Below are 12806 nucleotides of genomic sequence, written 5' to 3' on the forward strand. Positions count from 1 at the left end.
CCAGCCAAGGAGAACACGATGACTTCCACGTTGTTTATTACCGGCGCTACCTCCGGATTTGGTGAGGCGTGTGCGCGCAAATTTGCCCAAGCCGGCTGGAAACTGGTCCTGACTGGCCGCCGCGAAGAGCGTTTAAACGCGCTGTGCGAAGAACTCTCCCAGCACACCGAAGTGCATGGCCTGGTGGTGGACGTGCGTGACCGCGCCGCCATGGAGCACGCCATTGCCAACCTGCCGCCTTCGTTCAGCAAGCTGCGCGGACTTATCAACAACGCCGGCCTGGCCTTGGGCACAGACCCGGCGCCCAAGTGCGACCTCGACGATTGGGAAACCATGGTCGACACCAACATCAAAGGCCTGATCTACACCACCCGCCTGCTGCTGCCGCGCCTGATCGCCTACGGCCGGGGGGCCGGTATCGTCAACCTGGGTTCCGTGGCGGGCAGCTACCCGTATCCGGGCAGCCACGTCTACGGCGGCACCAAAGCGTTCGTGAAACAGTTTTCGCTGAACCTGCGCTGCGATTTGCAGGGCACCGGCGTTCGCGTCAGCAACGTTGAGCCAGGCCTGTGTGAAAGTGAGTTCTCGCTGGTGCGTTTTGCCGGTGACCAGGCGCGTTACGACGCGACCTACCAAGGGGCCGAGCCGATCCAGCCGCAAGACATTGCCGAGACGATTTTCTGGGTGCTCAACACCCCGGCGCACATCAATATCAACCGCCTGGAATTGATGCCGGTCACCCAGTCGTGGAGCGGTTTTGCCATCGAGCGCCGCGCCAAGGAGTAAACTGGCGCCTGCCAGCCTACCCGCGACCTCTCAAAGAGGTCGCATTCAACCGGGCTGAAAGGAGTTTGTGTGAGTAACCGTGGTGAGCAGCAACTGCTCAAACAATCAACCGTTCTAATGTTCGCGGTGGCCATTGCCGGCATCGTGACCGGCTTCGTTTCGGGGTCGCAATCCATCTTGTTCGATGGCTTTTTCTCGCTGATCGCGACCTTCATCAAAGTGCTGATGCTGATAACCGCGCAGTTGATCGCCAAAGAAAGTAACCAGCGTTTCCAGTTCGGCTTCTGGCACCTTGAACCCATGGTGCTGCTGATCGAAGGCAGCTTTTTGCTGTTGATCGCGATCTACGCCTTTCTCAATGGGGTGTTCGGCATCATCAATGGCGGGCGCGATATCGAGCTGGGGCTTGTAATCGTCTATGCGGCGGTATTTACCGTCGTCGAATTCGGCTACTACTTCTGGATTCGCCATAAAAACCGCACACTCAAATCAACCTTGATCCAGTTCGATAACATCAGTTGGCTGGTCGACGCCATGTTGTCGGCGGGGCTGTTGATAAGTTTCGTCACCGCTTTGGTGCTCAAGCAGCAAGGTTATGCACAGTGGGCGGCGTACGTGGACCCGGCGATCTTGATCTTGCTGGCGCTCAGCATGCTTGCACCGGCGTTCAAAATCCTCCGGCCAGCCTTGCGTGACGTACTGGGCATCGCCCCGGACGCGCTGGATGACAACGTGCGTGATGTGCTCGAAGCCGTCTCGGCACGGCATGGTTTTGAAGGCTACAAAACCTATGTGCAAAAGCACGGCCGGGCGCGTTTTATCGAGATCCACATTGTGTTGCCGGCGGGTTATCCACTGGCCGGGGTGCAGACCCTGGATGCACTGCGTGAAGAAATCTCGGGCATGCTGGGCACGGCCGACAGTGCACGCTGGCTGACCATCAGCTTTACCGGGGATCGCAAGTGGATTGCGTAACCTGAATCTTCTGTAGGAGGGGCCGCCCCGTCTTCGACGCCGCGCTGTCGCGCAGCAAACAGGACAGCGAGTATCTTCAGCATCCCCCAATCGGTTCCCTCTCCTTCGGGAGAGGGCTAGGGTGAGGGGGGCTCTTAGATCAAGATCAAAAGATCGCGAGCAAGCTCGCTCCTACAGAGGTTTTTAGCGTTCGAAATACTGCGCCAACCCGCTGTAGCAGGTGGCCAGGTGATACGGCGTGGTTGACGGCATGTCTTCGCGGCTGACGTTGCCCTGGCCATCGCGGCACTCGTACCAGCCGCCTGTGTATAAAAAGCGCTGCTGCAACGCCAGCAATTGGCGTTGCACACGCTCGGCGCCCTCTGGGCGCAAGGTCAGGGCGCGCAGGTACTCGGCTTGAGCCCAGATGCGCTGGGTGCCATCACGCAGGGTCCCGTCCGGTGCAAGCATGCCGCACACCGCGCCGGTCTGCGGGTCTACGCCAACCTGTTCAGCAAAGCCAAACGCGCGGTCCAGCGAGCCATGCAAGGCGGTGCCGCGCAGCAGCGGCGACGAGGCCAGCAAGAACAACCATTCAAACTGATGCCCCGGCTCAAACCAGTTATCCACAGCGCCACGTGGCTTCTCCAGCATCACGTTATGCACAGGCTCGATAAAATGCTGTTGCATGCCGTCGGTCAGTGCCAGCAGGGCGCTTTGAACCGTTGGGTCTTCGCGCACCGACAGCGTCGCCAAAAAGGCTTCGGCCAGGTGCATCAACGGGTTCTGCAACGGCCCGCTGCCCAGTGACGACCAGTCCTGATCAAGGGTGGCTTCGTACAAGCCGTTGCCCGTGCTGAACTGCTCAAGCACCACTTGCAGGGCGGCATTGAGCACTGACTCCACCAGCGGCTCGCGCACTTTGGCCCAGTAATGGGCGCAGGCGAAGATGATGAACGCGTGGGTATACAGGTCTTTGCGTTGATCCAATGGCGCGCCGTGGGGGTCGATGCTGTAGAACCAGCCGCCGTGTTCGGCATCGTGAAAGTGGCTCTGCAATGAACGGAACAGCGCCGCCGCGCGCTCGGCGGCGGCCGGGAACGCCGGGTCGTCGATCAGGCTGGCAAACACATACAACTGGCGTGCACAGGCCATGGCGCGATAGCGCTGGGGCGGCAGCGGTTGATGGGCGGGGCTGAGCGCCTCGTAAGGCAGTGCCAGTTCGGCGTTCCAGCCGGGGCCTTGCCACAGCGGCACGATGACCTGACGGAAATGTGCTTGCACGGCCGCAAAGGTTGCGGTCAGTTCAGGCGAAAAGGCGGAGTTGGCTACATCAGGCATCGGCGGACGTCGTCACGGCTGGGGCGTTTGCGCGACATGATACACCGTGATTCCGATCGGATGGCCTGAACTGTGTAGGAGCGAGCTTGCTCGCGATCTTTTGATCTTTTAAAAGCTCGCGAGCAAGCTCGCTCCTACAGGTGGTTTATGGCACCAATAAGCCCTGTTTCTCGATAAACGCCACGATGGTGTCCAGGCCGTGCCCGGTCTTCTGGTTGCTGAACACAAACGGCTTGCCGTTGCGCATGCGCGTGGTGTCGCTGTTCATCAGCTCCAGCGACGCACCCACCAACGGCGCGAGGTCGATTTTGTTGATCACCAGCAAGTCAGACTTGCAGATCCCCGGCCCGCCCTTGCGCGGTAACTTGTCCCCGGCCGACACGTCGATCACGTAGATGGTCAGGTCCGACAGCTCCGGGCTGAAGGTAGCGGACAAGTTATCCCCACCAGATTCCACCAGAATCAGATCCAGCCCCGGAAAACGCCGGTTCAACTGGTCTACCGCTTCGAGGTTGATCGAGGCGTCTTCGCGGATGGCCGTGTGCGGGCAACCGCCGGTTTCGACACCGATGATGCGCTCAGGCGCCAACGCTTCGTTGCGCACCAGAAAGTCGGCGTCTTCGCGGGTGTAAATGTCGTTGGTGACCACTGCCAGGTTGTATTTGTCGCGCAGGGCCAGGCACAGGGCCAGGGTCAGCGCCGTTTTGCCGGAGCCCACCGGGCCACCGATGCCGACACGCAAAGGGTGTGTGTTCATTACATTCTCCTAGGAACGAAACAGGCGGCTGTACTGGCGCTCGTGGGCCATGCTTGCCAAAGACAGGCCGAAAGCGGCGCTGCCCAAGTGGGATAAATCGAGAGAGCTGGCGTGCTGCTGGGCTTGCTGCAATGTCGGCGACAGCTCGCTGGTCATGCGCTGAGCCGCTTGCTGGCCCAGCGGCAAGGTTTTCATCAGCACCGCCAATTGGTTTTCCAGCCAGCTCCACAGCCAGGCGGCGAGGGCGTCTTGTGGGCTGATGCCCCAGGCGCGCGCGGCCAATGCCCAGCCAAGGGCCAGATGCGGCTCGTGTTGTTGTGCGAGAAACAGCCGGGCTGGGTCGTCCAGTTCGGGTAAGCCGTTGAGCAATTGCTGCAACGAGTAGCCCATTTGCCGGCTTTCCTGGTGCAGCTCGCGGGTTTCACGGCTGGCACGGTGCTCGTCGCAAAAACGCTGCAAGGCGGTCCAGTCCTGATCAGCGGCGGCCTGACAATGGGCCAGCAACAGCGGCGCTTCAAAGCGCGCAAGGTTGAGCAGCAACTGATCGCGGATCCACCGTGCGGCGGTGATCGGGTCGTTGACGCGACCATCGTCTACGGCCATTTCCAGCCCTTGGGAATAGCTGTAGCCGCCAATCGGCAACTGCGGGCTGGCCAGGCGCAACAGCGCCCATGCAGGACTCACAAACGCACACCAAACTGATGCAGGCGCGGCGCGTAGTTGAAGTCTTCTTCGCCCGCCCGTGAATGGTGATGCCCGCCGCCGTAGGCGCCATGTTCCGGCTGGAACGGTGCTTCTATGGATTCGGTGGTCGCGCCCAGTTGATCGAGCATGGCCTTGAGGACGTAATCATCGAGCAGGCGCAGCCAGCCATCACCGACTTGCAACGCCACGTGGCGGTTACCCAGGTGATACGCGGCGCGGGTCAGTTCAAAGGCGTTGGGGCAGGTGACGTGCAGCAGTTTTTCGGGGCTGGCGCACACGCGCACGATGCGTCCGTCCTGCGCTTGCAGAAAATCACCGTCACGCAGCGGCGGCTGGCCGCGCTCAAGGAACAGGCCAACGTCTTCGCCTTCATGGCTAAAGCAGCGCAGGCGACTTTTGCTGCGGGCTTCGAAATTCAAATGAAGCTCGGCGCTCCACACGGGGTGGGTTTCGACTTTGCGGTGAATCACCAACATTGGAAGGCTTCCTGCAATTAACAATAGAACAGGCACAGCAAGGTGCTTGCCAACCTGGGGCAGGCGGCAAACTGTAGGCCCAAACACAGTGCAGAAAGATGAAGATGTTCTAAAAAAGTGCGGATAAGCAGATGGTGCGCACCAATTGGGTGCGCGCGGTTATTCGGTGCTGCCCAGCCCTTGCCAATGCTTGAGCCCGATAAAGATAAAGCGCAGTTGCTGGCTGATTTTGGCTTGCGCCTGCAAGTAATCGGGCAGCGCCTCGGCCGGAGGGTCGATGATATCTGGCAAGGCGGCGAACACGCTTTTCACTACCAGATCGGCAATCACCGTCAGCGCCGCGTGGTTCAAGTGCTGCAGCTTGGGCTTGGAACCGAGGTCGGTCGCCAGGTCCGACGTGATGTCTTCACGCAGCGCGCCAATGGCCTGGCGAACCGGCTGTGAGCCGCCGTACTGCTCGCGGGCCAGAAACAAAAACTGTGAGCGGTTGGCCTCTACGACATCCAGAAAGATGCGCACCGAAGCGTTGATCACGCCGCCCATAAACAGCTCGTTATGGCGCACCAGGCGAATGGTTTCGCGAAAGGTCTGGCCCACTTCACTGACCAGCGCCAGGCCCAGTTGGTCCATGTCGCTGAAGTGGCGATAAAAGCCGGTAGGCACGATGCCCGCAGTTTTAGCGACTTCGCGCAGGCTCAAGCTACCAAAGCCGCGACCCGATTCCATCAAGTGGCGGGCAGCATCCATCAGCGCGAGGCGGGTTTGTTGCTTCTGTTCGGCGCGAGGCAGCATTGGGGCGGATGTTCCAGACAAGTACAGCCGGGCACTCTAGCAAATCGGCTTTGAAGGCAGTAGTGATGACATGCACAAACCCAGTGGGAGCGGGCTTGCTCGCGATGGCGGCGTTGCAGTTTATCGGGGCATCGACGTTGACGCTATCGCGAGCAAGCCCGCTCCCACACGGTCATGCTCAGCTTGCACGCTGATTGCGCTCGGCCAGACGGTCCGCTCCGCCTTCAGCGACAAAGGTGCTGCCTTTGGTGCGATCGTAGCCATCTTCGGCCACGCGTTTGTGTTGGTCCAGGGTGCGTTGTGCGCCGTCTTCAGCGAGCTGATTGAGCGGCTGGCTGACGCTGCTGGAGGCCGGTTGGGCCATTGGGGTTGGCTCTTCGTCAGCGGGCATGGCGAACGCGTTAAAGGCCAGCAGTGAAAGAGAAAGGCTAAACAAGACAGGGCGTTTCATGGTGTGTGCTCCGTAGCAGTGCAACTCAGGGTTGATGGAGGCAATGCTACGCTTGCACGCTCGATATCAAAGTTCATACGGCCAATGGTGATAATCGACACAATTGATATTCCCGCGACAAGGCCTCTAGCCTGCGCAGTTGAGGGTACACAGATGCACGTTCACAACGCCTGTGCAGGCGATGCCGAGGTTTTTTTCCGGGAAAACACTGCTCGGATTAAACCTTGGGCCGTCTTTGCCAGTCGTACCTTCATAGTCACCAGGACGTTGAGTCGTCATAAAGGAGCCGCACCATGACGCGCACCCGTAAAACCCTTGCCTGGATAGGCGGTATTGTTGTCCTGCTGGTGGTCGTATTGGTGGTGATCATTTCTACCTTCGACTGGAACCGCCTCAAGCCGACCATTAACGCCAAAGTGTCCGAGGTGCTGCATCGCCCGTTTGCCATCAACGGCAACCTGGCCGTGCGCTGGCTGCGCGAAGACGGCCAGGGCGGCTGGCGTGCCTGGGTGCCGTGGCCGCATGTGATTGCCGAAGACCTGACCCTGGGTAACCCCGACTGGTCAAAAACCCCCGAAATGGCCAGCCTCAAGCAGGTTGAACTGCGCCTGTCACCGCTGGCGCTGTTGAGCCAGACCGTGGCCATCCCGCGCATTGACCTGAAGGAACCCAAAGCCAAACTCGAACGCCTGGCCGATGGGCGGGCAAACTGGACCTTCACGTTCGACGCCGCCGACCCAAACGCCGAGCCCTCCAACTGGAAAGTGGACATTGGCGCAATCGGCTTTGATAAAGGCCAGGTGTCGCTGAACGACCAAACCCTGAAAACCCGGCTCGACGTGCTGATCGACTCGCTGGGCAAACCGATCCCGTTTAGTGAGATCGTCGGCGAAAAAGAAGCGAAAAAGACTCAAGACAAGGGCGCTGTGCCGCAGGACTACGCCTTTGCCCTGAAGGTCAACGGCGAGTACCACGGCCAGAAACTCCACGGCACCGGCAAAATCGGTGGCTTGTTGGCGTTGCGTGACACTAACCAGCCGTTCCCGCTGCAAGCGCAAGTGAGCATTGCTGACACCAAAGTTGCGTTGGCCGGCACCCTGACCGACCCGCTGGACCTGGGGGCGCTGGACCTGCGCCTGAAGCTGGCAGGCAGCAGCCTGAGCAACTTGTACCCGCTCACCGGCGTGACCTTGCCCGACTCGCCGCCGTACTCCACCGACGGCCATCTCACCGCCAAGCTGCGTGAGGCCACTGGCGCGACGTTCACGTACGACAACTTCAACGGCAAGATCGGCAGCAGCGACATTCATGGTGACCTGAGCTTTGTGGCGAGCAAGCCACGGCCCAAGCTCACCGGCAAACTGGTCTCCAACCAACTGCTGATGGTCGACCTGGCGCCGCTGATTGGCGCGGACTCCAACGATAAACAAAAGGCCCGTGGCGGCAGCAGCAAGCAACCGGCGGACAAAGTGCTGCCGGTCGAAGAGTTCCGCACCGAGCGCTGGCGCGACATGGACGCCGATGTCGAATTCACCGGCAAGCGGATTGTCCAGAGTGCCGACCTGCCGTTCACCGACCTGTACACCCACGTGGTGCTCTCTGACGGTGTGCTGAAGCTGGAGCCGCTGCGTTTCGGCGTGGCCGGCGGCAAGTTGGATGCACAGATCAACCTCAATGGCCGCGACACCCCGTTGCAAGGCCGGGCCAAGCTGACGGCGCGCAACTTCAAGCTCAAACAGCTGTTCCCGACCTTTGAGCCGATGAAAACCAGTTTTGGTGAACTGAACGGCGATGCCTCGATTTCCGGCACCGGCAACTCGGTGGCGCGGTTATTGGGCACGGCCAATGGCAATTTGAAGATGCTCATCAATGACGGCGCCATCAGTCGCAGCCTCATGGAAATCGCCGGGTTGAACGTCGGCAATTACGTGGTGGGCAAAATCTTTGGCGACAAGGACGTGAAGATCAACTGCGCGGCGGCTGATTTCGGGATCAAGGATGGCTTGGCCACGTCCCGGTTGTTTGTATTCGATACCCAGAACGCAATCATCTACATCGACGGCACGGCCAACTTCGCCACCGAACGGCTGGACTTGAAGATCACCCCGGAATCCAAGGGCTTCCGGGTGTTCTCGTTGCGCTCACCGTTGTACGTACGTGGCACCTTTGCGCATCCGGATGCCGGGGTCGAGGCGGTGCCTTTGCTGTTGCGCGGGGCGGGGATGGTGGCGCTGGGCGTGATTGCCGGCCCGGCGGCGGGGCTGCTGGCGCTGGTCGCCCCGAGCGGTGACGTCCCTAACCAATGCGCGCCGCTGCTGCAACAAATGCAGCAGGGCAAAGTGCCGAAAACGGTGAAATAAGCGGCCCTCAGACAGCACTGTGGGAGCGGGCTTGCTCGCGATGGGGTCGATGCGGTGTCACTTAATCACCGTGTCGATGCCATCGCGAGCAAGCCCGCTCCCACCAGTTGGGTGATGCTTACAGGTCTTGCAGAATATCCGCCATGTCGTCGGCGTGTTCTTCCTCTTGCGCCAGGATGTCTTCAAAGATCCGGCGTGTGGTCGGGTCTTTGTCGCCGATGTACTGGATGATTTCACGGTAGCTGTCGACCGCAATCCGTTCAGCGACCAAATCCTCGTAGACCATTTCTTTCAGGGTCTTGCCCGCCACGTACTGCGCATGTGCGTTTTTGGACAGCAGGTCCGGGTTGAACTCCGGCTCGCCGCCCAGTTGCACAATGCGCTCGGCCAGTTTGTCGGCGTGTTCCATTTCCTGGTTGGCGTGCTCCAGAAACTCGTCGGCAGCTACGCTGGCCTTCAGCCCATTGGCCATGAAGTAGTGGCGTTTGTAACGCAGCACGCACACCAGTTCAGTGGCCAGGGATTCGTTGAGCAGCCGCAGGATTTCTTCGCGGTTGGCGTGGTAGCCCTCGGTGACGGCACCGTCTTCGACATTTTTGCGAGCGCGGTCGCGCAGGGTGTTTTTATCGGTCAGATGGATCTCGGTCATTTCTATCTCCTCACTAATCCGGTGGCCGCTTCGCTCTGTTGGCGAGGTCGGTTCGTTAGTTGTGAGTTCAGCGCGCCGAGAAAGTTTTATCTATTTTCAACCGGTCTGGATTTACCCAGCGGTGTCGTCCAGCGCTCAGACAAGATCACCCCGCCCAGTGTCAGTGCGCCGCCGATCAGGTGGAAGATATGCAGTTGCTCCTTGAGCACGACCGCCGCAATCAGCGCGGTAATCAGTGGCAGCAAGTTGAAAAACAGCGACGTGCGGCTCGGGCCGAGGGTAGCCACGGCCTTCATCCAGGCCAGCGGCGCGAGCATCGAGGCGAGGATGCAGGCGTACATCACCAGGCCGATGTTATGCACGCTGGGGCCCATTTTGGGCGACAGCAGGTACATCGGAAACAACACCACAATGGCCACCAGCACTTGCAGGTAGAGCATCTGCAACGGCGGCAGGCGCAACTGCCACTTTTTCAGCAGGGTGCTGTAAATCGCATACGCCAGGGTGGCGACCAGCATCATCGCGTCGCCCAGGTTCAGGCCGTGGGCGAGCAGCACGCTCAAACTGCCGCTCGACACCACCACCAGCACCCCGACAAACGACAGGACGGCGCCCACCAGTGCGCCACGGGTCAGGCGCTGGCCCAGGCTGATGATCGACATGGTCAGCACCATCAGCGGCATCAACGACAGGATGATGCCCATGTTGGTGGCCGAGGTGAGTGCGGCGGCGAAGTACGCCAGGCTCTGGTAAACCGCCATGCCGAGCACGCCGAGGATAAAAATCTTGCCCAGGTTGGGGCGGATCACCGACCAGTTGGCGATCACCGGCTTGAGCATGAACGGGGTAAACAGCAGCCCGGCCAGCAACCAGCGGTAAAAGCCGATCTCGGAAGGGAAGATCGCCCCGACCGCTAATTTGTTGACGACGGTATTGCCGGCCCAGATCAGAATGGCCAGCAGCGGGAAAGCGTATTGCATCAGAAACAACCACAGGGTGAGTAAGCGGCAATTATCCGCTTGTCTGTCTGCACGCCTATACTGCGATCCAGCCAACCTCCGCTTGAATCCAGACAGCATGCGCAAAAAATTGATTTGTGTTCCCGAGTTCGAGCAACTGCCTGCGCCGGTGTACTTTCGGTATGCCGAGTTTGATGCCGACAGCCATTCCACGCCCCATCTGCACAGCTGGGGGTCGCTGGGTTATGTGTCTAACGGCGTCATGCGCTATGAGGTCGGCGGGCGACGTTTTATGTCGCCGCCGCAGTACGCACTGTGGGTGCCGCCCAATACCGAGCATAGTTCCTACAACTCCCACGCGATTGTTTACCGCTCGGTGTATCTGGATGCCGTGCTGTGCGAGCAATTGCCCCGTGAGCCGGTGACGCTGGCCATCAGCGATATTCTCAAAAGCATCCTCAGCGACTTTGCCCGCCGCGACATTCACATCCCGCAGACCGAAGCGGATATCCGTCTGGCCCAGGTGTTGGTCGACCAACTGCAACAAGCCCCGGTGCACCAGTGTTATTTGCCCTATGCCAGCCATCCGGGGTTACAACGGGTGCTCGAAGCGTTACAGGCCCAGCCCGGCGATAATCGGCCGCTGGGCGAATGGGCAGAGCAGGCGCATGTCAGCGAGCGCACCCTGGCGCGCTTGTTTGTGCGTGAGTTGGCCATGAGTTTTGGGGAGTGGCGTCAGCGCCTGCGCTTTCTGGCCGCGATTGAGGCGCTGGAATCCACCCGCAGCGTGCAAGACGTCGGGTTTGACCTGGGTTACAGCACGTCTTCGGCGTTTATCGCGATGTTTCAGCGCCAGGCCGGGTGCTCGCCAGAGCAGTATCGACGGCAGTTACGACCGCGCTGAACACGTCGTCGGTAGCTGTAACAGAGTTTGTCTACACTGTGATGAACGTCGCTGCCACCCGGTGCGGCCATAAGGAGAAAACTCCATGAAGATGCTGCGTGTTCCTCTGCTGCTGATGGGTTTACTGCTGTGTTCGCACAGTTTTGCTGACACCGCTCAACAAAACAAAATGACCACCTGCAACGCTGACGCCAGCGCCAAGGCCCTCAAGGGCGATGAGCGCAAAGCGTTTATGAGCAACTGCCTCAAAGCTGCACCGGCTGCAGCCACGACCCCGCAAGAACGCATGAAAAACTGCAACGCCACCGCCACCACCCAAGCCCTCAAGGGCGATGCGCGCAAAGCCTTTATGAGTGACTGCCTGAAGAAAAAATAATTGGCATCTTGTGGGAGCGGGCTTGCTCGCGATTGGGACGGCGCAGTGTTACTGAAAGAACGTAGCGTTTGTATCGCGAGCAAGCCCGCTCCCACAGGGAACAACAGCAGGTTTCCGTCAGTCACATTTTGTAGTGATCCCCGCTGAAGGCTGGCAGACTGCCCATCCTTTTTGCGCTGCTTGTTTTGAGGCTGTATGCCATCGTTTTCTCAGCGTCACATTTTGTTCGCCAGTTACATCATCATCGCTGGCAGTCTGTTACTGGTCTTTCCGCTGCGCCTGTTGCCCAGCCTGCTCGCGGGTTTGCTGGTGTTCGAACTGGTCAACATGCTCACCCCGCAACTGCAACGCCTGATCGCCGGGCGCCGTGCGCGCTGGCTGGCGGTGGCCTTGCTGGGCACGCTGGTGGTCAGCTTTTTGGCGTTGATCTTTGCCGGTGCCATCAGCTTTTTGCTCCATGAAGCGGAAAACCCCGGCGCCTCGCTGAACAAATTCATGGTGGTGGTCGACCGGGCACGCGGGCAATTGCCGCCGTTTCTGGACGGTTATCTACCTGCCAGCGCGGCTGAATTTCGGGTCGCCATTGGCGACTGGATGAACAAACACCTGAGCGAACTGCAACTGGTGGGCAAAGACGCGGCGCACATGTTCGTGACCTTGCTGATCGGCATGGTGCTGGGGGCGATCATGGCCTTGCAGCGCATCCCCGACGTCAGCCGCCGCAAGCCGCTGGCCGCTGCACTGTTCGACCGTTTGCACCTGCTGGTGCAAGCCTTTCGCAACATCGTTTTTGCACAGATCAAAATCGCCCTGCTCAACACGCTGTTTACCGGGATTTTTCTGGCGTTGGTATTGCCGATGTTTGGCGTCCACCTACCGCTGACCAAAACCCTGATCGTGCTGACCTTTTTGCTGGGCTTGTTGCCTGTGATCGGCAACCTGATCTCCAACACCCTGATCACCATCGTTGGCTTGTCGCTGTCGATCTGGGTGGCGGTGGGCGCGTTGGCGTACCTGATTGTTATCCACAAGCTGGAATACTTTTTGAACGCCAAAATCGTCGGCGGGCAGATCAGTGCCAAGTCGTGGGAGCTGTTGCTGGCGATGCTGGTGTTTGAAGCCGCCTTCGGCCTGCCCGGCGTGGTGGCCGGGCCGATCTACTACGCGTATCTGAAGAGTGAGCTCAAGCAGATGGAGCTTGTGTAACAGCCCCTCACCCTAACCCTCTCCCGGAGGGAGAGGGGACTGATTGGGGGGTGCTGAAGATTTTTGGCAGCCTGTCACCCTTGCACTGAA

General features: G+C 59.7%; 14 protein-coding genes. 6 read left to right on the forward strand and 8 right to left on the reverse strand.

Translation table 11 applies throughout. The annotated features are described in order from the left end of the window. Positions 1–18 precede the first annotated feature (18 nt). Positions 19–786 (forward strand): SDR family oxidoreductase, encoded by a 768-nt coding sequence (locus GHO32_RS18485; RefSeq protein ID WP_153331846.1) that lies wholly within the window; start codon positions 19–21, stop codon positions 784–786. Between the two features lie 69 nt (positions 787–855). Continuing rightward, entirely contained in the window at positions 856–1761 is a 906-nt protein-coding gene (locus tag GHO32_RS18490) for a cation diffusion facilitator family transporter (protein WP_262124779.1), read from the forward strand. 183 nt (positions 1762–1944) lie between these two features. Here GHO32_RS18490 and GHO32_RS18495 read toward each other — a convergent pair whose 3' ends face one another. The 6 genes from GHO32_RS18495 to GHO32_RS18520 all read right to left on the reverse strand — a co-directional run bounded on the left by GHO32_RS18495 (position 1945) and on the right by GHO32_RS18520 (position 6262). Beyond that, positions 1945–3081, reverse strand: a complete 1137-nt coding sequence (locus GHO32_RS18495; RefSeq protein WP_153335001.1) for an AGE family epimerase/isomerase — start codon at positions 3079–3081, stop codon at positions 1945–1947. A gap of 145 nt (positions 3082–3226) precedes the next feature. Beyond that, positions 3227–3838, reverse strand: coding sequence for an urease accessory protein UreG (ureG, locus tag GHO32_RS18500; RefSeq protein WP_048366563.1), 612 nt, complete (start codon positions 3836–3838; stop codon positions 3227–3229). Positions 3839–3847: 9 nt separating this feature from the next. Then, a complete protein-coding gene (locus GHO32_RS18505) occupies positions 3848–4522 on the reverse strand; it encodes an urease accessory protein UreF (protein ID WP_368668415.1) in 675 nt (224 codons plus the stop codon). Further along, entirely contained in the window at positions 4519–5019 is a 501-nt protein-coding gene (gene ureE, locus GHO32_RS18510; RefSeq protein WP_048366561.1) for an urease accessory protein UreE, read from the reverse strand. Before ureE ends, GHO32_RS18505 begins: the two co-directional genes overlap by 4 nt. 159 nt (positions 5020–5178) lie before the next feature. Then, positions 5179–5811 (reverse strand): TetR family transcriptional regulator, encoded by a 633-nt coding sequence (locus GHO32_RS18515; RefSeq protein WP_153335002.1) that lies wholly within the window; start codon positions 5809–5811, stop codon positions 5179–5181. Between the two features lie 178 nt (positions 5812–5989). Continuing rightward, on the reverse strand, positions 5990–6262 hold the full coding sequence (locus tag GHO32_RS18520; protein WP_048385314.1) for a hypothetical protein: 273 nt from the start codon (positions 6260–6262) through the stop codon (positions 5990–5992). Between the two features lie 293 nt (positions 6263–6555). On the opposite strand from GHO32_RS18520, the gene GHO32_RS18525 reads away from it, so the two are divergent. Then, on the forward strand, positions 6556–8622 hold the full coding sequence (locus GHO32_RS18525; protein ID WP_153338183.1) for an AsmA family protein: 2067 nt from the start codon (positions 6556–6558) through the stop codon (positions 8620–8622). A gap of 118 nt (positions 8623–8740) precedes the next feature. On the opposite strand, the gene GHO32_RS18530 is transcribed toward GHO32_RS18525, so the two are convergent. Continuing rightward, entirely contained in the window at positions 8741–9271 is a 531-nt protein-coding gene (locus tag GHO32_RS18530) for a bacterioferritin (protein WP_048366557.1), read from the reverse strand. Between the two features lie 86 nt (positions 9272–9357). Beyond that, positions 9358–10251 carry a DMT family transporter gene (locus GHO32_RS18535; protein ID WP_048366556.1) on the reverse strand — a complete coding sequence of 298 codons (894 nt, stop codon included), beginning with the start codon at positions 10249–10251 and terminating at the stop codon, positions 9358–9360. Positions 10252–10348: 97 nt separating this feature from the next. On the opposite strand from GHO32_RS18535, the gene GHO32_RS18540 reads away from it, so the two are divergent. From GHO32_RS18540 to GHO32_RS18550, 3 genes are all read left to right on the forward strand, one after another. Next, complete coding sequence (locus GHO32_RS18540) at positions 10349–11134, forward strand: helix-turn-helix domain-containing protein (protein ID WP_048366555.1); 786 nt, start codon at positions 10349–10351, stop codon at positions 11132–11134. 85 nt (positions 11135–11219) lie between these two features. After that, complete coding sequence (locus GHO32_RS18545) at positions 11220–11510, forward strand: PsiF family protein (RefSeq protein ID WP_153335004.1); 291 nt, start codon at positions 11220–11222, stop codon at positions 11508–11510. A gap of 195 nt (positions 11511–11705) precedes the next feature. After that, entirely contained in the window at positions 11706–12716 is a 1011-nt protein-coding gene (locus GHO32_RS18550; RefSeq protein WP_153335005.1) for an AI-2E family transporter, read from the forward strand. Positions 12717–12806 lie beyond the last annotated feature (90 nt).

Origin of the sequence: Pseudomonas sp. FSL R10-2189 (assembly GCF_009600325.1) — a bacterium.
In the GTDB taxonomy this organism is placed as follows: domain Bacteria; phylum Pseudomonadota; class Gammaproteobacteria; order Pseudomonadales; family Pseudomonadaceae; genus Aquipseudomonas; species Aquipseudomonas helleri.

What these genes read in the sequence shown, in the direction of transcription:
- GHO32_RS18485 (WP_153331846.1), top strand. Translation starts at nt 19, where the DNA reads ATGACTTCCACGTTGTTTATTACCGGCGCTACCTCCGGATTTGGTGAG.
- GHO32_RS18495 (WP_153335001.1), bottom strand. Translation starts at nt 3,081, where the DNA reads ATGCCTGATGTAGCCAACTCCGCCTTTTCGCCTGAACTGACCGCAACC.
- ureG (WP_048366563.1), bottom strand. Translation starts at nt 3,838, where the DNA reads ATGAACACACACCCTTTGCGTGTCGGCATCGGTGGCCCGGTGGGCTCC.
- ureE (WP_048366561.1), bottom strand. Translation starts at nt 5,019, where the DNA reads ATGTTGGTGATTCACCGCAAAGTCGAAACCCACCCCGTGTGGAGCGCC.
- GHO32_RS18515 (WP_153335002.1), bottom strand. Translation starts at nt 5,811, where the DNA reads ATGCTGCCTCGCGCCGAACAGAAGCAACAAACCCGCCTCGCGCTGATG.
- GHO32_RS18520 (WP_048385314.1), bottom strand. Translation starts at nt 6,262, where the DNA reads ATGAAACGCCCTGTCTTGTTTAGCCTTTCTCTTTCACTGCTGGCCTTT.
- GHO32_RS18525 (WP_153338183.1), top strand. Translation starts at nt 6,556, where the DNA reads ATGACGCGCACCCGTAAAACCCTTGCCTGGATAGGCGGTATTGTTGTC.
- GHO32_RS18530 (WP_048366557.1), bottom strand. Translation starts at nt 9,271, where the DNA reads ATGACCGAGATCCATCTGACCGATAAAAACACCCTGCGCGACCGCGCT.
- GHO32_RS18535 (WP_048366556.1), bottom strand. Translation starts at nt 10,251, where the DNA reads ATGCAATACGCTTTCCCGCTGCTGGCCATTCTGATCTGGGCCGGCAAT.
- GHO32_RS18540 (WP_048366555.1), top strand. Translation starts at nt 10,349, where the DNA reads ATGCGCAAAAAATTGATTTGTGTTCCCGAGTTCGAGCAACTGCCTGCG.
- GHO32_RS18545 (WP_153335004.1), top strand. Translation starts at nt 11,220, where the DNA reads ATGAAGATGCTGCGTGTTCCTCTGCTGCTGATGGGTTTACTGCTGTGT.
- GHO32_RS18550 (WP_153335005.1), top strand. Translation starts at nt 11,706, where the DNA reads ATGCCATCGTTTTCTCAGCGTCACATTTTGTTCGCCAGTTACATCATC.